17 protein-coding genes are annotated in these 19075 nt (G+C 41.0%); 5 read left to right on the plus strand and 12 right to left on the minus strand.

From position 1 onward, the window contains the following. Positions 1–17: 17 nt before the first annotated feature. The 4 genes from IPJ16_15815 to IPJ16_15830 form a co-directional block, all read right to left on the minus strand. Positions 18–1352, minus strand: coding sequence for a radical SAM protein (locus IPJ16_15815; protein ID MBK7628636.1), 1335 nt, complete (start codon positions 1350–1352; stop codon positions 18–20). Positions 1353–1464: 112 nt separating this feature from the next. Beyond that, positions 1465–1920: a thioredoxin fold domain-containing protein gene (locus IPJ16_15820; protein MBK7628637.1), complete on the minus strand. Its 456-nt coding sequence runs from the start codon at positions 1918–1920 to the stop codon at positions 1465–1467. An 18-nt stretch (positions 1921–1938) separates the two neighbouring features. Beyond that, positions 1939–2595, minus strand: a complete 657-nt coding sequence (locus IPJ16_15825) for a methyltransferase domain-containing protein (protein ID MBK7628638.1) — start codon at positions 2593–2595, stop codon at positions 1939–1941. A 10-nt stretch (positions 2596–2605) separates the two neighbouring features. Then, on the minus strand, positions 2606–2851 hold the full coding sequence (locus IPJ16_15830) for a hypothetical protein (GenBank protein ID MBK7628639.1): 246 nt from the start codon (positions 2849–2851) through the stop codon (positions 2606–2608). Positions 2852–2971: 120 nt separating this feature from the next. Between IPJ16_15830 and IPJ16_15835 the strand changes: the two genes are divergently transcribed. After that, positions 2972–3403, plus strand: a complete 432-nt coding sequence (locus tag IPJ16_15835; protein MBK7628640.1) for a transposase — start codon at positions 2972–2974, stop codon at positions 3401–3403. Between the two features lie 128 nt (positions 3404–3531). Here IPJ16_15835 and IPJ16_15840 read toward each other — a convergent pair whose 3' ends face one another. The 5 genes from IPJ16_15840 to IPJ16_15860 form a co-directional block, all read right to left on the minus strand. Continuing rightward, positions 3532–3936: a DUF302 domain-containing protein gene (locus tag IPJ16_15840; GenBank protein ID MBK7628641.1), complete on the minus strand. Its 405-nt coding sequence runs from the start codon at positions 3934–3936 to the stop codon at positions 3532–3534. An 11-nt stretch (positions 3937–3947) separates the two neighbouring features. Continuing rightward, the gene (xylA, locus tag IPJ16_15845; GenBank protein ID MBK7628642.1) at positions 3948–5270 is read right to left on the minus strand and encodes a xylose isomerase; all 1323 of its coding nucleotides are present in this window, start codon (positions 5268–5270) and stop codon (positions 3948–3950) included. Between the two features lie 90 nt (positions 5271–5360). After that, positions 5361–6839, minus strand: coding sequence for a carbohydrate kinase (locus IPJ16_15850; protein MBK7628643.1), 1479 nt, complete (start codon positions 6837–6839; stop codon positions 5361–5363). Positions 6840–6977: 138 nt separating this feature from the next. Then, complete coding sequence (locus tag IPJ16_15855) at positions 6978–8186, minus strand: D-galactonate dehydratase family protein (GenBank protein ID MBK7628644.1); 1209 nt, start codon at positions 8184–8186, stop codon at positions 6978–6980. Between the two features lie 164 nt (positions 8187–8350). After that, positions 8351–9103, minus strand: coding sequence for an SDR family oxidoreductase (locus IPJ16_15860; GenBank protein MBK7628645.1), 753 nt, complete (start codon positions 9101–9103; stop codon positions 8351–8353). A 279-nt stretch (positions 9104–9382) separates the two neighbouring features. Here IPJ16_15860 and IPJ16_15865 point away from each other — a divergent pair, with 279 nt between their 5' ends. The 4 genes from IPJ16_15865 to IPJ16_15880 all read left to right on the plus strand — a co-directional run bounded on the left by IPJ16_15865 (position 9383) and on the right by IPJ16_15880 (position 15962). Continuing rightward, positions 9383–10513 carry an endo-1,4-beta-xylanase gene (locus IPJ16_15865; GenBank protein ID MBK7628646.1) on the plus strand — a complete coding sequence of 377 codons (1131 nt, stop codon included), beginning with the start codon at positions 9383–9385 and terminating at the stop codon, positions 10511–10513. A 119-nt stretch (positions 10514–10632) separates the two neighbouring features. Beyond that, entirely contained in the window at positions 10633–13602 is a 2970-nt protein-coding gene (locus IPJ16_15870; GenBank protein ID MBK7628647.1) for a glycosyl hydrolase 115 family protein, read from the plus strand. A 25-nt stretch (positions 13603–13627) separates the two neighbouring features. Beyond that, positions 13628–15040 carry a Gfo/Idh/MocA family oxidoreductase gene (locus tag IPJ16_15875; protein ID MBK7628648.1) on the plus strand — a complete coding sequence of 471 codons (1413 nt, stop codon included), beginning with the start codon at positions 13628–13630 and terminating at the stop codon, positions 15038–15040. A 19-nt stretch (positions 15041–15059) separates the two neighbouring features. Then, the gene (locus tag IPJ16_15880; GenBank protein ID MBK7628649.1) at positions 15060–15962 is read left to right on the plus strand and encodes a PmoA family protein; all 903 of its coding nucleotides are present in this window, start codon (positions 15060–15062) and stop codon (positions 15960–15962) included. Between the two features lie 125 nt (positions 15963–16087). On the opposite strand, the gene IPJ16_15885 is transcribed toward IPJ16_15880, so the two are convergent. From IPJ16_15885 to IPJ16_15895, 3 genes are read right to left on the minus strand one after another with little or no spacing between them, the layout of a single operon-like run. After that, positions 16088–16786, minus strand: coding sequence for a methionine synthase (locus IPJ16_15885; protein ID MBK7628650.1), 699 nt, complete (start codon positions 16784–16786; stop codon positions 16088–16090). Next, positions 16783–18210 (minus strand): methylenetetrahydrofolate reductase C-terminal domain-containing protein, encoded by a 1428-nt coding sequence (locus tag IPJ16_15890; GenBank protein MBK7628651.1) that lies wholly within the window; start codon positions 18208–18210, stop codon positions 16783–16785. The genes IPJ16_15885 and IPJ16_15890 overlap by 4 nt, the downstream gene beginning before the upstream one ends. A 21-nt stretch (positions 18211–18231) precedes the next feature. Further along, on the minus strand, positions 18232–19074 hold the full coding sequence (locus IPJ16_15895) for a dihydropteroate synthase (protein MBK7628652.1): 843 nt from the start codon (positions 19072–19074) through the stop codon (positions 18232–18234). Between the last annotated feature and the right edge of the window lies 1 nt (position 19075).

Below are 19075 nucleotides of genomic sequence, written 5' to 3' on the forward strand. Positions count from 1 at the left end.
AAAATTGGTGTAATTGATTATTCTGCTGTGTTTTCAATATAAGCTGAGAATCCTAATTCAAGCAGCTCTTTTACCGGACGGCAATCTGTTGAGCAAATTTTGCCGGTCCTGTTTTTTGCCACCGATCCGCATCCCCCTCCACAGGCGAGCTGAACAGAGCATTCTTTACATTCGGGGATAGCTGTTACATCACGTCTTTCCCATTGGTCTATCAGGTCAGATTTCCGACTAACCACAGGATAAAAAGTACCAAGCGATTCATCTGACTTCCCTACTGTTGCAGTACAGGAATAAATCTGTCCTGTGTAATCAAAGGCCCATTCTGTTTTGCAGGCTGGACAAGCATCAAATAAAGGATCGGGCAGTTCTCCGTTCTCGGAAAGGAATTTTGCTACCGAATATGCGGGTTTATAGAACTCCACAATCTGCGGATGCTTCTTAGTAAGTTCATATATACTTTCATACAGCGACACCCTGTCGAAAAGCATATCAGGTGAAGATTGACAATGATGAAGCTCATAGTTGCGGCCGATCTGGGTTTTAAAGTACGGACTTTTTGTCCAGCCTTTATCAATTGCGAACTGAGCCAGATCAGGAAGATTATTAATATTCTCTTTATCGGCAACCATACGGAGATTTACATCGATATGGTTATCGATGCATGAGTCAATGCCTCTGACTATCCTGCTGAATGTGCCCTCTCCGCCCTTAAGAAAACGACGGTTATTATGAACTGATTCTGTTCCGTCGAGAGTAACCTGAACTTCTCTTATTTTGCCGGACTTAAGAATATCCGAATACTCTTCAAGGGAATATCCGTTAGTTACAAAACTGACTTCAAGATCTGCCTCAGCAGATTTCTTCAGTAAATAACTAATAAGCTCTTTTTGTTTAGGACTACCAAGAAGAGGTTCCCCGCCAAAAACAGTTATATACTTTTTACGCCCGGCAAACTCCCTTCTTACATAGTCAAAGAACGCATCTGTAATGTCGTTGCTTAGTTCCAGGTGAGGATTATTGTATTGATCCTGGTAGCAATAGGTACAGGCAAAGTTGCAACTGTAGTTGGTAACAAAGAAAATCTGAATTTCATCCTTGTCCCGTGAATCTATAAAATCGAGGTACCTGCTCCTGTAGAGTTTTGTCTCTTCAGGCTCTTCAATCAGATAACCTTTTTCTGTCAACTCATTTATAATCTCTTCCCCTGAACCAGGCTCACCTTTACGTATCGCCTCAATTTTTTCAGCATCACTTCCCGTAAGAATATCAGCGTTACCTGTGAGAAGGTTAATGATGAAGTAATTCTCAGAATCCCTGATTTTCGAAAAAATATTGTACTTTGAGTATCGCATTAAGTTTAGTCGTGACAGCCAACAACTGTTTTAGATGTTTTTGCACAGCACTGTGCCACTTTAGCCTGCTTTCTGTTTTCTTTCTTTTTAATTACGCTTTTCATAATTCTGATTAATTTTTAATTAATAAAATTTCATTTATAGCTCTTAACATATTCTCCCTCGACATAAAACCCATCGATGCACGGGGCATCCCTTCTGACGGGATAAACAGAAGCGTTGGCAAGCCTGTTATGCCCAATCCCTGTGCAAGCATCTTTTCTTTCTCAGTATCCACCTTATACACTGCAATTTTTCCTGAATATTCATCTGCAATTGAATCTACAAGAGGAGAAAGTTGGCGGCAGGGGGCACACCAGTCAGCATAAAAGTCGATTATTACCGGTTTGTCACCTTCAAACTTCCACTCTTTATTTAACTCATAATTGAATACCAATTTTTTAAATTCAGCATCTGTTAACTGTTTCACAGAACTCTCTTTTGAATCAGTTTTTCCCTGATTTTCAGACTTACAATTTATGAAAAACAAAGAAGAAACTATTACTGCAAGGAAGATTTTATTTCTCATATTTAACAGTTTTACTAATTAATTTTTACAACCGCAATCTGTTTTCCCGGATGGTTTCTCTCCGGCAATTGTCCAGCTTGAAACCCTTGTTTTACCCTTTTCATAAGGGGCAGACTCTTCAATTATCTGAATATTATTAAAACCTGCATTTTTCAGTTGAGAAAGATATTCATCACGTGTAACCGATCCTGCCCAGCACTCTGAAATAGCTACAGGGTCATTTCTATACTCTTCAGGCACAGGTTCAATCGCATAAATATCGCTGATAACAAAACGGCCTCCGTTTTTCAGGATCCTGTATATTTCGTTCCAGACGAGTTGCTTATCAGTAGCATGATTTATTGTACAATTTGAGATTACCAGATCGGCCAGATTGTCTTTTAAATTAATCTTTTCAAGAGGACTTTGAACAAATTCGACATTTGATATTCCAAGCTGGCTGGCAGTATTGGCAGCTTTTCTTATCATGCCATCTGAAATATCAATTCCATAAACGAAACCATCTTTGCCTACTGTTTCAGATAATCTTATTACATCGGTTCCCCTGCCACTACCCAAATCAACACAAACTTCACCTGTGCTGGCACCTGAATAATTTATTGCTCCGCCACATGAAAGACAGCAGGATGATTCTGCCAGTTCAGTATATCTTTTATTTATTGCTTCGTATTCCATCTTATAATTCTTACTTTCCAAACCGTGAACATGGACTACCAGTAACAAAAAATCCCAATAAGCCCCCGAAGAACATTGAATTTAAAGTATCACCGGTAAATTCAAACGGGATTGGTCTGGCTTCAATAAAAACATTATATAAAAACCCTAAAGTTACTCCAATTAACACTCCAAGAAAAGGCTTCCAGAAATACCAGGTTGAAAAAAACTCTTTCACACTTTTTGGTCTGGGTGTTACTTTACAACTTGATTCCATATTTACATATCTATATATTTCGATGCAAAGATAATCAGAAATATTTAAATCGCAATAATATCACCTGAATCTTTTTATTATCACTTGCAATTTGTATCTTTGCCGTACAAATTCCTGATAATGGGTAAGATATTCAAGACGGACCTTAATGAGAAGCAACTGGAAGAGCTCTTCAGCAGTGATGAAAAGTGCTATGAGTTCCTAGCAGAAGTGAAATGGGGCGACGGTTTTATCTGCAGGAAATGCGGAAATACAAATTATTGTCAGGGAAAGACTCCGCATTCAAGACGATGTACAAAATGCAAAACAGAGGAATCCTCCTCTGCCGGCACTATCTTTCACAACTGCAAATTCCCCATCAGTAAAGCATTTTATATAGCCTACAATGTATGTAAGGGTAAAGAAGATCTGTCTACCTACGAATATGCCAGAAGGCTTGCATTACGACAGATGACATGCTGGAATTTCAAAACCAAGATCCAGCAGGCTCTCATACATATGGAATCTCTTACTGATATTGAAAAATCATCAATAGAAAAAATACTCTCTTAATACTTCGATACATAATTAGAATGCCTTTGAGATTCTTCGTGTATCCCTTTGTGCCCTATGTGGTAAAAAAAGACTTAACCACTAAGGATCACAAAGGAAGGCTCAAAGGAACACAATGGGAAGAAATATTATTTATCAGTTACTGACTTAACTATTTCAAAAGTCTCATCCGACGCGTCCTTCATTACACCGGCAATCTCAGAAGGTAATCCTGAAGCCAGATCACCTGCATTTATTAAGCTGACATAGGTGTGTCCGTTGTCCTTCTCATAAACAGAGATCCTGCAGGGCATCATAACCGATATAATCCTCTCATCATTCAGCTCCAGCATTTTTCCTGAATACTGGGGTTTGCATATTTCGATAACCTTTACCGGTTTCACTTCTTTGCCTGATTTTGCCAGAGAAAGCTGCAGATCGTGAACAGCAGGGACTTTCCATTCCCTGCGTTCCGCCTCTGCAACAAGCAAATCAACTGTCTTCTCAAACTTAAATTTACTCTGATGTTCAATAACCAATCGATTTGTCTTCATAAGTAAAAATTTTAAATTATATGCATATTTATCAGCTGCTCAAATAATTCCTGCTTTCCGCTTTTGGTTTCAGGCTCGCCTATTTCATGGGCAATGTCGCGGAGCTTTTCAAGGGTTAATTTACCCTTTTCAAAATCTTTTCCCGGACCTTTATCAAATGATTCGTATCTCTTCTTCCTGAGCTTAAGATAATCGCTGTCCTTCAGTATCTTATCAGCTATAACCAGTGCGCGTGCAAAAGTATCCATACCACTGATATGGGCTATAAAGATATCTTCTGCATCGGTTGAATTACGACGGATTTTTGCATCAAAATTTATGCCTCCGGTTGTAAATCCTCCTGCCTGAAGAATAACCATCATTGCTTCAGTTATCTCATATATATTTGTAGGGAATTCATCCGTATCCCAGCCATTCTGATAGTCACCTTTGTTGGCATCAATACTTCCCAGCAAACCGGCATCGGCAGCTACCTGCAACTCATGCTGGAAAGTATGTCCTGCGAGAGTGGCATGATTAACTTCGATATTCATTTTAAAGTCCTTATCCAGTCCATGTTCGCGCAGAAAGCCTATTATTGTTGCCACATCGAAATCGTACTGATGTTTAGAAGGTTCCATTGGCTTCGGTTCCACAAGGAAGGTACCTTTAAAACCAATTTTTCTTCCATAGTCACGGGCCATGGAAAGCATCATCCCCATATGTTCAAGCTCTCTTTTCATATTTGTATTATGGAGGCTCATATAACCTTCCCGCCCGCCCCAGAATACATAATTCTCACCTCCAAGAGCAACAGTAGCAGCGATTGCATTTCTGAGCTGAACACCTGCATTGGCAACAACATTAAAATCGGGATTTGTTGCTGCGCCGTTCATATATCTTGGATTAGAGAAGAGGTTTGCAGTTCCCCAAAGAAGTTTTACTCCTGTCTGCTCCTGCATCTTTTTGATAACTGGAATAATTTTATCAAGACGCTTCTCTATCTCGAAAACTGAGCCATCTCCAACAACATCAGTATCGTGAAAACAGTAATATCCGGCACCTATTTTCGTAATAAACTCAAAGGCAGCATCGAGTCTTTGTTTCGTTTTGTCATCATTTGATGCATCTTTCCACGGATAGATTCTTGTTGCATTGCCGAAAGGATCAGAACCGTCTCCGCAGAACGAATGCCAATAAGCAATAGCAAAACGAAGATGATCTTTCATCTTTTTGCCACCTATTTTCTCTTCAGGATTATACCATCTGAATGCCAGTGGATTTTTTGATTTTTTCCCTTCATACTCAATTTTCCCTATTCCGGGGTATACTTCTTTTTTTCCTTTGTAAATCATATATCTGTTTTTTAAAATGAGACTTAAGAAATCCGTTAAACACAAAGTTCGCAAAGATTTGCGCAAAGTGCGCAAAGAAAAAGTACTATTTTAAAGATCTTCAAGTAAATCTTTCCATTTATTATATGCTTCTTCAAATATCTCCAATCCCGAAGATGCAGGCTCGGTAACTCCCAGTGCATTAAGTCCTTTAAATGCCTCTTTTTCAGAAGTATAATATCCGCATCCGATTCCGGCTCCCCGTGCTGCTCCGATAGAACCGTCAGTATTGTAAAGATGAATTGCTGTACCTGTAATATTAGATAAGGTCTCCCTGAAAATTTTACTGAGGAACATATTAGCCTCTCCTGCTCTTATAACCTGGGGATCAATTCCTGTTTCCTTCATAATATCGAGTCCGTACCTGAATGAAAAGGCAATTCCTTCCTGTGCTGCCCTGAAAAGGTGAGCAGTTGAATGAGAGTTGAAATTCAATCCGGCAAAATGAGCACCTGATTCCTTGTTTCCAAGCATTCTTTCCGATCCGTTGCCAAACGGGAGAATAGTCAATCCGTCTGATCCGGGGGGAACTTGAGATGCCAGTTCATTCATCTGATTATAAGAGAGGGTATTGCCTGTATTTCTCCTCAACCATGAATTAAGTATTCCTGTTCCGTTGATACATAATAACACACCCAGCCTTGTATCTGTATGTGAGTGATTAACATGCAGAAAAGTATTAACCCTTGAATGTGGATCATATTTCTTCTGATCTGTAACTCCATAAATTACTCCTGATGTACCTGCCGTTGCAGCAACTTCACCCGGATTAAGAACATTTAGCGAAAGGGCATTATTTGGCTGGTCACCTGCACGGTATGAAACAGGGATACCTTCAGGCAATCCTAATTCAGATGCGACTGATTTCAACAATCCCCCTTGCGATGAAAATGAAGAATAGGCTGCCGGCAGAATTCCCGGATCAAATTCGAAATATTTCATCAGTTCAGCAGATACCCTGTTTTCGGAAATATCCCAGAACATACCTTCTGAAAGTCCGGTAAAAGAAGTACTTATTTCACCGGTAAGCCTCATTGCAATATAATCGCCGGGGAGCATAATCTTGTGGATTTTACTGAACAGATCAGGTTCGTTTTCTTTTACCCATGCGAGCTTTGAAGCTGTGAAATTACCCGGAGAATTGAGCAGATGAGAGAGACAATATTCCCTTGTAAGAGAAATCAGAGCCACTTCACCATACCCGACAGCCCGGCTATCGCACCAAATTATTGAAGGTCGTAATACATTCTGATTTTTGTCGATTGCTACCAGACCATGCATCTGGTATGATATACCTATTGCACCTATTTCGTTTTTTTTTTGCCCCAGCTGTGTTGTACAGTCACTGATTGCCGCTTTGAGGTTTGTCCACCAGACTTCAGTCTCCTGCTCAGCCCATCCGGGTTTAAGGGCAATTATCTTCATTTCATCTTTTGGGCAGAATGCTGTTGCCAGACATTTACCTGAATCACCGTCAATTACAGAAGCCTTTACTGATGAGCTTCCCAAGTCTATCCCAAGTAATAACATAGTATAAAATATTAATTCTTCTCTGTGTTACTCTGTGCCTTCTCTGTGGAACTCTGTGTCAGTTCTTATTTTTTTGTTACACAGAGAGACACAGAGAATACACAGAGAGACACTGAGATCAAAAATAGTTAAAACTTGCTACCAATTGAACATAGTCCCGTCAGATTTTCTGTTTACCGGAAGACGGGCCATTGAGTAAGGGAATTTTGCAGCAGCTTTTTCGTCAATATCCACCCCTATCCCTGGAGTATCATCAATAGTGAGGAATCCGTCATCAAACCTGTAGTTGGTTTTAAATACCTCATTTACAACATCCTGATGAGGCATATATTCAAGAATCCCGAAATTATTAACGGCAGTGTTGAAATGTACTGAAGCAGCCAGGTTCACCGGTGACAGGTCAGTGGCTCCATGAAAACCCGTATTGATATGATAAACAGAAGCCATGGCTGCAACCTTTAGAAGATGAGTTACCCCTCCTCCATGTACCAGAGGCATTCTTACATAGTCGATAAGCTGTTCAGTAAAAAGAGTCGAATAATCATAAATTGAGTTAAAAACTTCTCCTATAGCAATTGGTGTAGCAGAGTGTTTCCTGATAAGCCTCAGTCCTTCCTGCAGCTCACCTGCAACAGGGTCCTCCAGCCAGAAAAGATGATATGGTTCGAGTTCTTTTGCGAGACGTGCTGCCTCAACAGGAGTGCATCTGTGATGGACATCATGCAAAAGATGAATATTATCACCAAAAACTTCCCTGGCTTTTTCAAATAATGAAGGGATAAAGTTCAGGTACTTTGAAGTATCCCAGGATTCTTCCTGGGGTATACCTTTATGAGCAGGTTCATATGATTTATTATCCTTAGCCACACCATATGTATGCTCAATACCAGGAACCCCTGACTGAATACGTACAGCTTTAAATCCCTTTTCTATTTCCTTTCCTGCCTTTTCAATTGTTTCGTTAAGATTCTTACCATTTGCATGACAATAAACCAAAACTTTCTCCCGGCTCTTTCCGCCGATCAGATTATATAAAGGGGTGTTAAGAACCTTCCCTTTAATATCCCAGAGTGCCATATCAATTGCAGATACAGCGGTCATCGAAACAGCACCTCTTCTCCAGTAGACACCCCTGTAGAAATAGTTCCATATATCCTCGGTATTGCGCGGATCGCGTCCGATAAGAGAGGGTATACAATAGTCTTCGAGGTAGGAAGCAACAGACTTCTCCATGCCGTTCAGCGTAGCATCACCTAATCCGTATACGCCCTCGTCAGTATAAATCTTAAGGGTAACAAAATTTCTCCCCGGAGAACAAACAATAACCTTTGCATCAGTAATTTTCACAATGATTTTATTATAAATTAGTTAATATTTAAATCCCCCCTCTTTATTTCATCCCTTCTCCTCTTCTCCCACTTCCCCCTTTCATGTTATTGAGCCATTGCGCCATTACGCCCTTGTGCCATTGCGCCATTACGCCTTTACGCCTTTGTGCCCTTGCGCCTTTCTTAAAACCCAATCGAATTTCCCCCGTCAACCGGCAGAATGACCCCGGTGATAAATGACGCTGACGGTGAAACAAGAAAATAAGCAGCATCTGCCACTTCTTCAGGTTTACCAAGCCGTCCTAACGGAGTTCTTGAGAGTACTTTCTTTTTGCGTTCAGGATCTTTTTCAAGAGCAAGTGTCGACATATTGGTTTTAATGAATCCGGGGGCAAGACAGTTTACCCTGATTTTATACTGAGCAAGCTCAACAGCCATTGCCCTGGTCATGCCTTCAATAGCTGATTTTGAAGCTGTATAGGCAATTACATTCGGAAGTCCGTATTGCGACGCCATTGAACTGATATTAAGAATTACACCGGTGCACTGTTTCTGCATAATACCTGCCACTTCTCTTGTCAGGCTGAACATTGCTGTCTGATTTGTAAGGATAACCTTCTGATATTCTTCATCGCTTACCTCAGCAATTGCCTTCTTCAGGTGCATTCCGGCGTTATTTACAAGAATATCAATATTCCCGTGTTTTTTATGGATTTCTTTGATAACACCCGGTAATTCAGAGAGTTCTGCAAGATCACACCCGACAAAGTCAGACAACTCCCCGAGTGTTTCACAAGCCAGCTTAAGCTTTGTCTTATCTCTTCCGATAAGGATTACTTTAATACCATTCTGCACAAACTTTTTTGCAATTGCAAAACCTATTCCCGAAGCTCCGCCAGTAATTATTGCAATTCTGAATTTACTATCGCTTGTCATACTTTCCTGTTTTATATCTGTTTACTCTTCTCTGCCGACTCCCACATTATGAGCCTGTGTTCAAATATCATTCTGTTTTTTTATCAGAACAATCTGACAATAAGTAAAATTAACAGAAAACTAAGTAATATTCAAAAGTAATACATTGTTTATGCATCCGGGTTCAATTTTTATACGATTGCTGTATTCTAAAAATGTTTACTTTTATATTGTTTAAAAGCATTCAGCATTCTGTTTTAATTCAGTATAAAATTGGTAAAACCTCATAATTCCTGCGGTATGATAATACAAGATATTGTTCTGAACACGTGCAGAAAACTTATCATATTTACATTAGCTTTATTTGTCATCTCACTCACAAACGGCTGCGAAAAAGTCAATGCTGAAGCAAATGACCCTTATATTGGAACAAATCCGGATACCCTTAAAGGACTAAAAGACTATTATAAAGCTTTCTTCCCTGTAGGAGTTGCAGTAGAACCGTCTTCACTAACAGGCACTTCTTCTGATCTTATACTGAAGCATTTCAATAGCATCACAGCTGAAAATGTGATGAAACCTTCATCGATACATCCTGCGGAAAACAGGTATTTCTGGGATAATGCAGACCTGATTGTGAATTATGCGAAGGCAAACGGAATGATGGTAAGGGGACATACTTTGTTGTGGCATAAACAGGTTCCTGCCTGGATGTTCAGAGATGCAGCCGGAGACACAGTTTCAAAAGAGGTTCTGCTTGCAAGGCTAAAAGAGCATATAACTCAGGTTGTATCAAGATATAAGGGGAAGGTATATGCATGGGACGTTGTTAATGAAGTTCTTGATGATAAAGATTCCAAGTTCTACAGAGAAACTCAATGGTACAAAATATGCGGGGAAGAATATATTGCAAAAGCATTTCAGTGGGCACATGAAGCTGATCCGGATGCCCTTCTTTTTTATAACGATTACAACACTGAATTTGCGGGAAGAAGGGATAAGGTATATAAACTTGTAAAACAGCTGCTTGATGCCGGGGTTCCGATTCATGGAATAGGTCTACAGGGACACTGGAATATTAATAATCCCTCGGAACAGGATCTCAGGAGTGCAATTGAGAAGTACTCATCACTGGGATTGAAGATTCAGATAACAGAACTTGATGTATCCGTCTATTCTTCATCTGAAAGGAATCCTGCAGATAATGTATTTACCACAGAAAGAGAACAGAAACAACTCGAAAAATATAAGATGATTTTCAGGGTTTTCCGGGAGTATAACAATGTGATTACAGGTGTTACATTCTGGAATTTGTCTGACAAACACAGCTGGCTGGATAATTCCCCCGTGGCAGGAAGAAAGAACTATCCGCTGCTCTTCGATCAGAACCTGAAACCAAAAAAAGCTTACTGGGAAGTTGTAAAGTTTTAATTTCATATTCCCTCTGTGTCTCTCTGTGCCTCCTCTGTGTCTCTCTGTGTCAGTTCTTTTTTGTTACACAGAGAAAATCCGGAGGAGGCACAGAGTTACACAGAGAAAACAAAAACAAGATGCGTAAATTATTGTTATTCATACTTTTATCAATACTGCCATTGATATTTATCAATGGGCAAGACAACTCTGGAAATGAGACATTTATCTCGACTGCAAAAGGGAAAAAGAATTTTGCAATATCTGCAGAGGGTAAGTCTACACCTCTGTTAATCAGCTCAAAAGAGTGGCCGGGGGTAATCAGGGCTTTCAAAGACCTTCAGTCTGACATTGGTAAAGTTACCTCAATAGCTCCTGAATTGCTTACTGATGAGTATTCCGGTAACAAAATGATAATTATAGCCGGTACTATTGGAAAAAGTCCGCTTATAGATAAGCTCGTGAGTGATAAAAAACTTGATGTCAATAGTGTAGCTGGTAACTGGGAAACATTTGTTATACAGGTTGTTAAGAAACCATTTAAAGGTGTTAAAAGAGCCCTTGTTATTGCAGGAAGCGATAAACGCGGAACTATATATGGCATTTATGAAGTTTCCAAACAGATTGGCGTCTCGCCCTGGTACTGGTGGGCTGATGTTCCGGTAATAAAGAAGAATGCACTTTATACCCTGCCGGGAAGATTTGTACAAGGTTCCCCTTCGGTAAAATACAGGGGAATATTTCTTAATGACGAGGCTCCTGATCTGACAAACTGGGTGAGGGAAAAATATGGAAGTGTGCCTGTTGGAACAAATCCTCCCATGCCCAGAGGAGTTGTCAACTACGGAAAGGAATTTTATACAAAGCTTTTTGAACTTATTCTGAGACTGAAGGGAAACTACCTGTGGCCCGCAATGTGGAATAATGCATTCAACGAGGATGATCCTGATAATCCGCGACTGGCCGACGAATACGGGATAGTAATGGGAAACTCACACCAGGAACCGATGCTAAGGGCACAAAAAGAGTGGGACCGTCGCTATCAGAAAACCATTGGTACCTGGAACTATGCCAAACATCCTGATATTCTGGAGGCTTTCTGGCGCGAAGGCATAAAAAGAAATAAAGATTATGAGAGCATAGTAACGATTGGATTAAGAGGCGCTAACGACACAGAAATGGCACCGGGCGGACCGCCGGCTAACATGACAATGCTTGAAAAAATTGTTGGTGTACAAAGAAAAATACTTACTGAAGAGATCAACCCTGATATAACCAAAATACCTCAGTTATGGTGCCTGTACAAGGAAGTGCAGGATTACTATAACGCCGGAATGAGGGTCCCTGAAGATGTGACTCTTCTCTGGGCTGAAGATAACTGGGGGAACATTCGCCGGCTACCAACAGCGGAGGAAAGGAAAAGAAGCGGAGGCGCAGGAATCTATTATCACTTCGACTATCATGGAGGTCCAAGAAGCTACCAGTGGCTGAACACCAGCCCTATAGCCAAGATCTGGGACCAGATGTCGCTGGCAAAACAGTACGGAGCCGACAGGATCTGGATAGTTAATGTCGGACACTTCAAAGGTTATGAGTTACCGATAGAATATTTTCTCGATCTGGCATGGAATACTGATAAACACACAAATAACAATATAAATGAGTTCACTCAGGAATGGGCCGGGGAGCAATTTGGAGATGAATACTCAGAAGAGATAGCAGAATTTCTTTCTGCTTATACAAAATTTAATGGCCGGCGTAAACCGGAGCTACTGTCGCCAACAACTTACAGTCAGACTAATTACAATGAAGCGGAAAGGGTAGTTGATGATTATAAAGCACTTGCAAGAAAAGCTTCTGATCTTTTCAATAAGATCCCGTCTGAGATGCAGGATGCATTTTATCAGCTTGTACTATTTCCAGTCAGAGCCTGTGCTATAGTAAATGAGTTATATCTGGCGGCCGGAAAAAATGATCTCTACTCAAGACAGGGAAGAGCAAGTACAGTAGCCCTGGCAGCCCAAACGCGAAGACTATTTGAAGCCGATACAAGTCTGATGGCATATTATAACCGCGAATTTGCCGATGGCAGATGGGCTCACTTTATGGATCAGTCTCATCTTGGATATACAAGCTGGGTAGATCCTCCAACGAATAGCCTGCGGGCAATAAAACTTAAAGAACCGGTAATACCAAAAACTGCCTCGATGGGAGTATCAGTGGAGGGATCTGAAGCTGTATGGCCAGGTGCTAAAACAAGTCCCGAATTGCCTCCTTTTGATATATTCAATAAACAAAAACATTATATCGACATCTTTAATAAAGGAAAAACAGAATTTGAGTTCAGTGCCACCTCTGCTGAACCATGGATTATAATTAGCAAATATAAAGGCCCGTTTGGATTTGATGAACGGCTATGGATATCAGTCAATTGGGAGACAGTTCCAAAAGGCAGAAACACCGGAACAATAAAAATCTCAGGTACAGGAAAAGAGGTATCTGTTAGGATCAATGCTTTTAATCCGGATGAGATAACTCCTGAAACTCTTCAGGGTTTTGTTGAGGGGGAGGGAGTTGTTTCAATTGAGGCGGAACACTATACAAAGCTCAACAATGCCGGTGAACGGAAGTGGACTGTAATTGAAGATTACGGACACACTCTGTCTGCTATGAGGGCTGAAGGTCCGGTTGAGGCTGCTCCCGCTGTTCCCGGAAACGATTCTCCATGCCTGGAATATCAGATATATTTCTTTAATACCGGTACATTTGATATAACTTCAATCTTCTCCCCTACGCTTAATTTTATGGCCGGAAGGGCGATGCAATATGCGATCTCTTTCGATAATGAAACACCTCAGGTAATTACACTCGTTCCTGAAAAATATAATGCCCAGAACCGGAATACCGACTGGGAGAAAACAGTTAGTGATAATGCCAGATTCAGTCAGTCAAAACATATAATAAACAACCCCGGTTACCATACCCTCAAAATTTTTATGGTCGATCCTGGTGTAGTATTGCAGAAAATTATCGTAAATTCCGGTGGTTTAAAACCAAGCTATCTCGGTCCGCCTGAAAGCTTCTACAAACCACTTAGCAGTAAAATATAATTGTATCACTTTAAATATCAAAGAGATGAAAAAAGAGACAAAGAATATTTCCAGAAGAAAATTCATCGATAATTCGGTAAAGGCAACTCTCCTGTCGTCAGTTGCATTTGGCGGATTTCCTACAATTATCCCTTCAAGTGTCATCGGGAAAAACCCGCCGAGTGACAAAATTAACATAGGACAGATTGGATTTGGCAGGATAGCCAGTAGTCACGATCTGACAGAAACACTTCCTTATGATGTTGCACGGGTAGTTGCGGTAGCTGACTGGGATTCGAACAGGGTGGCGAAAGGGAAACAGTATATTGAGAATTTTTATACAAAAAAAACAGGTAGTCCCGGTTATGTTGACGTTAAAACATACGAAGATTATCACGAAATAATAGCCGATAAAAGCATAGATGCAGTAATCATATCCACTCCTGACCACTGGCATTCCCAACCGGCTATTGAGGCTGCTCTTGCAGGCAAAGATATATATGTACAGAAACCCACTTCACTTACTATTAAAGAAGGACAACTTCTAAGGGATGTGGTACTCAGGAAAAAAGTCATTCTCCAGGTCGGTACGCAGCAGCGTGCAATGCCTCAGTTCAGAATTGCAGCAGAACTTGTGAGAAACGGAAGGATTGGTAAGCTTCATACAGTTAAAATAGGTCTGCCCGGCGACCCACCGGGTCCGGTAACTACAGAAATGCCAATACCAAAAAACCTTAATTACAAGGCATGGCTGGGATCAACTCCTGAGGTCTACTATACAGAAACCCGTGTACATCCTCAGAATAGTCTGACTGACAGACCGGGATGGCTAAGATGCGAACAGTTCGGAGCAGGTATGATAACTGGCTGGGGACAGCACCACTTCGATTCAGCTGCATGGGGTATGGATACAGAATTAACCGGACCGATTTCTATTGAAGCTGTTGCTGAATTTCCTAAATCAGGTATGTGGGATGTTCATGGTGACTTCATGGCAAAAGCAGAATATAAAAATGGCATCACAATGTACACAAGCGGAGGCTATCCGAATGGCATCAGGTACGAAGGTACAGAAGGCTGGATTTTTGTTACACGCGGTAACTATACAGCTTCTGCAAGCGATCCTGTTGTTGCAGGAAGAAACGCAAGATCACTAACTGCAAGCGATCCAAAAATCCTTACATCAGAAATAAAGGAGAATGAGATTCATCTTTATAAGATTGACAATCAGCACGGGAACTGGCTCGATTGTATAAAATCGAGAAAAGAGCCAATATCACCTGTCGAATTAGGCCATCGCGCATGTACAATATGCCTAATAACTCATACTGCTATGAAACTTGGAAGAAAACTTCCATGGGATCCTATTGCTGAAAAATTCGGCAATGATGCTGAAGCCAATAAGACTCTGTCGCGCCCGCAAAGGGCTCCTTACGGAACCGATTATATTAAAATGTAACTTGCTGAATAATAAGATTATGAAAAGGCTTTTTTTCTGGACACTGGTTATTGCCGGTCTGATGATTGTTTTACCAATATCGGCAGCTAAAATTACAGCCGAGAAGGTTGGCTCAAAAATTAATGTAACGATAGGGAATAAATATTTCACCAGTTACATCTTTTCAAACGATGAAAAATATCCTTTTTTCTATCCTGTGAACGGTCCTGTTTCAGGGGGTTCTGTAACATCTATGCGTAACGGTGAATACCCTCATCACAGCTCTCTGTTTTTTGGCTGCGATCTGGTAAATGGTGGAAACTACTGGCAGGAAGGACTTGAACGGGGAAGAATAATCTCAGTCAATGCACAGATTCAAAAGCAGGGTGGCGATACGGTTCTAATAACTGATGAGTGCATATGGAGCCGTCCGGGTGCAATATCCCCGGTGAAGGATACTAGAAAGATCCTGATAACCTCACCTTCGGCTACCATGAGTCAGATAGATGTTGAAATAGTAATGGAGATGCTTATTGATGTTACTATCAAAAAAACAAATCATTCGCTGTTCAGTGCCAGGATGGCGGCAGATCTCTCTGTTAAGAATGGTGGTACTATGATTAATGCTGAAGGATCAAAAAGTGAAAAAGACACTTTCGGGAAGAGCTCCCCATGGATCGATTTTTATGGAAAAAGAGGGGATGCGATTGAGGGGTTGGCTATTTTTCAGCATCCATCGAACCCGTGGTACCCATCCCCATGGTTCACGCGCGATTACGGCTTTATGTCGCCAACACCAATGTACTGGCCTGCAAATGAAACTGATACCTTTATGAAAAAGGGAACTGTACTAACACTTCGGTACAGGGTACTTGTTCATTCAGGTGATCACAATCAGGCTAAGATTGCAGAGGCATTCGAGAAATATAAAAACGAAAGATAATTCTTAACCCTTCCCTTAGACAATAAGGGAAGGAGGCTGTGATTTTCGAAATACCTGCGACACCCCTTCCCTTACTCTTAAGGGAAGGGGCCGGGGGATGGGTTACAAAAATATTAAGGATTTCATTACTTTCTCTCCTTGACTTTCCTGTAAATACAGTCCTTCATATCGCACATCCTGCATGTATACGGATTGCTTTTTACTTTTGAACCAATTCCAATAATGCCGCTAACAGACTTTACTGGATCCATCAGAGCTGATTCAGTAAGCCTTATACCACAATAATTATATGGAATAAGACTAAAGAGACTATGCTGCTCATTAACATTCCAGCCGCAATACCCGGGACTATACCTGTTTGTAATTTTCAATCCAGATTCTGAAGCTGATTTTCCAAGATCATCCTGCATCAGATCGGCTGCTGCTTCAGCTATTTCACTGCCAACAACATCATAGATATAACCACGAAGCAGGTCTCTTTCATGCATATATTTCCGGCTTCTCTTTCCTATCTCTTCACCGGCAGTGCACATAAAAAGTGCAACAGATTCAGATTTCTTAAGCTGCTGGTAAACAATGTTTTTAATATTGAAAGTGATATCATTAATCGAGATTGATTTAGATTCATTTTCAAAACTGATCCTTTCGAACAGGCAATATTGTGCCCTGACATTTGCAATCTCTGAAGATTCAGCAAGGACTTCATCTATTAGGCTGATAACAAACTCGCGGTCATCACCTTCATTAAAACCAATGACATTCTCTATCTGCGAAACACTAAGTTTCAGATCCTTAAAGTCAAATTGAAATATCTTGTTTTTCATAATTCTTTCACAATCCTCTCAACCGCTGCCTCCCAACCCAATGTCATAATATGAATACCGTTAACACCCTGTTTTCCTTTAACTGCACTGATCATTTCCAAAGCAATCCGGATGCCCTCCTCCGGTGCTGACTCTCCGGCTTTCTCCATCCGTTTCAGAATTTTTTCAGGGACCCTTACACCTGGTACCTTTGTGTTTATATATTCTGCAACCTTATAACTTTTCAGCGGTGCAATACCTATGAGAATAAATACCTTATCAAGAACACCTCTCTTATAAAGTTGTTCCAGCCATGGATCGAGTTTCTCAGGCTCAAAAACAAGGTTTGTCTGGAAAAACTGGGCCCCTGCATTTACTTTCTTATGATCCTTAATAGCCTGCAATTCAGGATCTGAAGCAAACGGTGATGCAGCAGCTCCCAGGAAAAACCGGGGAGGATTCTTCATTTGCCTTCCATCGAGGTATATGGCATCATCGCGCATTCTTCTGAGTATCCACAGCATCTGCACTGAATCAACATCTAAAATATTCATGCTAGAAGTTGGAGATGATCCAACAACAGCGTTATCTCCTGTCAGACACAGAACATTTTTAATACCAATTGCATTTAAACCTACAGCGGTTGCCTGCAGACCTGTACGGGTTATATCGCGCGAAGCAATCTGAAATACCGGCTCAACTCCATGATCCAGAGCCACTTTACAACATGCAATGGAAGACATTTTAGGACGTGCGGAAGAGGAGTCTGTAAAATTAATTGCTGTAGCATACTGTTTTACTGATTCCAGATCTCTCACAAATTTATCCGTTCCTGAACCAACCGGCGGAGAGACCTCCGTTGCCACAACAAATTCCCCTGAGCGCAACTTTTTCTCCAGCTCAGATACCGGCTCAGCATTCCTGGCAGGATGGTATTCTGAGTCGCCCTGCCACCATTCAGGCTGACGGATAGTTTTGAAAACTGATGCCCACACCTCGTCTTTCGCTATCTGATCTTTTAAAAAAAGAGATGAAACAAATTTACCGGTACCGACTTTTTTAACCTGTCGCACCACATCACCCCATGTTTCAGTACCGGTCTTATCCCAGTCGAGAGGAGGAAGAACTTCCATCAGCATCTCTTCCCTCCCGGTTTTAAGTGCTCTTTTATATATAGCATACCAGATACATTTTCTGGTTCTATCAACATAACACATTTTATCTGGAGTAATACCACCGCATGGTCCGTTTCTTATACCTTTTGGACACTCCATCGGGCAAATGAAAGCAGTCTCCTGGAGCAGACAGTTTCCGCACATACGGCAGCCAAAAAGTGGCCCCTTGACCATTAACTCCGTTTTTGCAAGTATCCTCCTGCTGAGTTTTTCCTTTTTAAACGGGTAAAAAGCCGGTTGCCATCTGCGTGCAGGTTTAATTACCGACATGCTATTTATATTGGTGAAATACTAAAATTCTCCAGACTGGAAATGTTCAACAAACCTCACTGCATAATCATCCCTGCCCATAATAAGATCTGTTGCCCTTACGGCAGCCGTGATCTTCTCCGGATTTGCAATCGGACACGTGAGCCCGTTCAGTATTGATAATGTCATGAAAGCTGAATTCAAAACTTCTCTGCCTGGCAGTCCGAAGGATATGTTACTCGATCCCATGGTGATATTCAATCCAAGTTTACTGTGTACTAATCTTATTGTCTCAAGAGTTACCATACAGGCATCAGGATCAGCACTGATTGCCATGGCAAGGGGGTCTATAACAACATCTTCCATTCTGATGCCTGCTCTAACGGCCCTTTCCATTATCTTTTCGGCAATCCGGAGTCTTTTTTCCGGATCATTTGTTATCCCGTTCTCATCCATCGTTAATCCAATAATTGCAGCTCCATACTCTTTGGCTATCGGGAGAAGTATGTTTAAAGACCTCTCTTCGCCATTCACGGAATTAATGAGGCATTTTCCTGTGGCTGCTTTTAATGCAGCCTCAATTGCTTTTGGATTTGGAGAGTCGAGACAAAGAGGGATATCAAATTTTTCATTAAGAGCCAGTACTGTTGCAGGCAGCATAGAAACATCATCCACTCCCGGAAACCCAACATTTACATCGAGAACATCAGCCCCGGCTTTAATCTGACTATCAGCAAGTTCAAGGACATATTCAAAATTATTTTCCTGTAAGGTGGAAACAAGTTTTTTCCTTCGTGTCGGGTTAATACACTCCCCTATAATTACAACCGGCCCTTTTGTATCAATGACTACTTCAACTTCTCTGCCTCTCAGGATTGTTTGCATA

This window comes from Bacteroidales bacterium (assembly GCA_016709865.1).
GTDB lineage: Bacteria > Bacteroidota > Bacteroidia > Bacteroidales > VadinHA17 > LD21.

What these genes read in the sequence shown, in the direction of transcription:
- IPJ16_15815 (MBK7628636.1), bottom strand. Translation starts at nt 1,352, where the DNA reads ATGCGATACTCAAAGTACAATATTTTTTCGAAAATCAGGGATTCTGAG.
- IPJ16_15820 (MBK7628637.1), bottom strand. Translation starts at nt 1,920, where the DNA reads ATGAGAAATAAAATCTTCCTTGCAGTAATAGTTTCTTCTTTGTTTTTC.
- IPJ16_15825 (MBK7628638.1), bottom strand. Translation starts at nt 2,595, where the DNA reads ATGGAATACGAAGCAATAAATAAAAGATATACTGAACTGGCAGAATCA.
- IPJ16_15830 (MBK7628639.1), bottom strand. Translation starts at nt 2,851, where the DNA reads ATGGAATCAAGTTGTAAAGTAACACCCAGACCAAAAAGTGTGAAAGAG.
- IPJ16_15835 (MBK7628640.1), top strand. Translation starts at nt 2,972, where the DNA reads ATGGGTAAGATATTCAAGACGGACCTTAATGAGAAGCAACTGGAAGAG.
- IPJ16_15840 (MBK7628641.1), bottom strand. Translation starts at nt 3,936, where the DNA reads ATGAAGACAAATCGATTGGTTATTGAACATCAGAGTAAATTTAAGTTT.
- xylA (MBK7628642.1), bottom strand. Translation starts at nt 5,270, where the DNA reads ATGATTTACAAAGGAAAAAAAGAAGTATACCCCGGAATAGGGAAAATT.
- IPJ16_15850 (MBK7628643.1), bottom strand. Translation starts at nt 6,839, where the DNA reads ATGTTATTACTTGGGATAGACTTGGGAAGCTCATCAGTAAAGGCTTCT.
- IPJ16_15860 (MBK7628645.1), bottom strand. Translation starts at nt 9,103, where the DNA reads ATGACAAGCGATAGTAAATTCAGAATTGCAATAATTACTGGCGGAGCT.
- IPJ16_15865 (MBK7628646.1), top strand. Translation starts at nt 9,383, where the DNA reads ATGATAATACAAGATATTGTTCTGAACACGTGCAGAAAACTTATCATA.
- IPJ16_15870 (MBK7628647.1), top strand. Translation starts at nt 10,633, where the DNA reads ATGCGTAAATTATTGTTATTCATACTTTTATCAATACTGCCATTGATA.
- IPJ16_15875 (MBK7628648.1), top strand. Translation starts at nt 13,628, where the DNA reads ATGAAAAAAGAGACAAAGAATATTTCCAGAAGAAAATTCATCGATAAT.
- IPJ16_15880 (MBK7628649.1), top strand. Translation starts at nt 15,060, where the DNA reads ATGAAAAGGCTTTTTTTCTGGACACTGGTTATTGCCGGTCTGATGATT.
- IPJ16_15885 (MBK7628650.1), bottom strand. Translation starts at nt 16,786, where the DNA reads ATGAAAAACAAGATATTTCAATTTGACTTTAAGGATCTGAAACTTAGT.
- IPJ16_15890 (MBK7628651.1), bottom strand. Translation starts at nt 18,210, where the DNA reads ATGTCGGTAATTAAACCTGCACGCAGATGGCAACCGGCTTTTTACCCG.
- IPJ16_15895 (MBK7628652.1), bottom strand. Translation starts at nt 19,074, where the DNA reads ATGCAAACAATCCTGAGAGGCAGAGAAGTTGAAGTAGTCATTGATACA.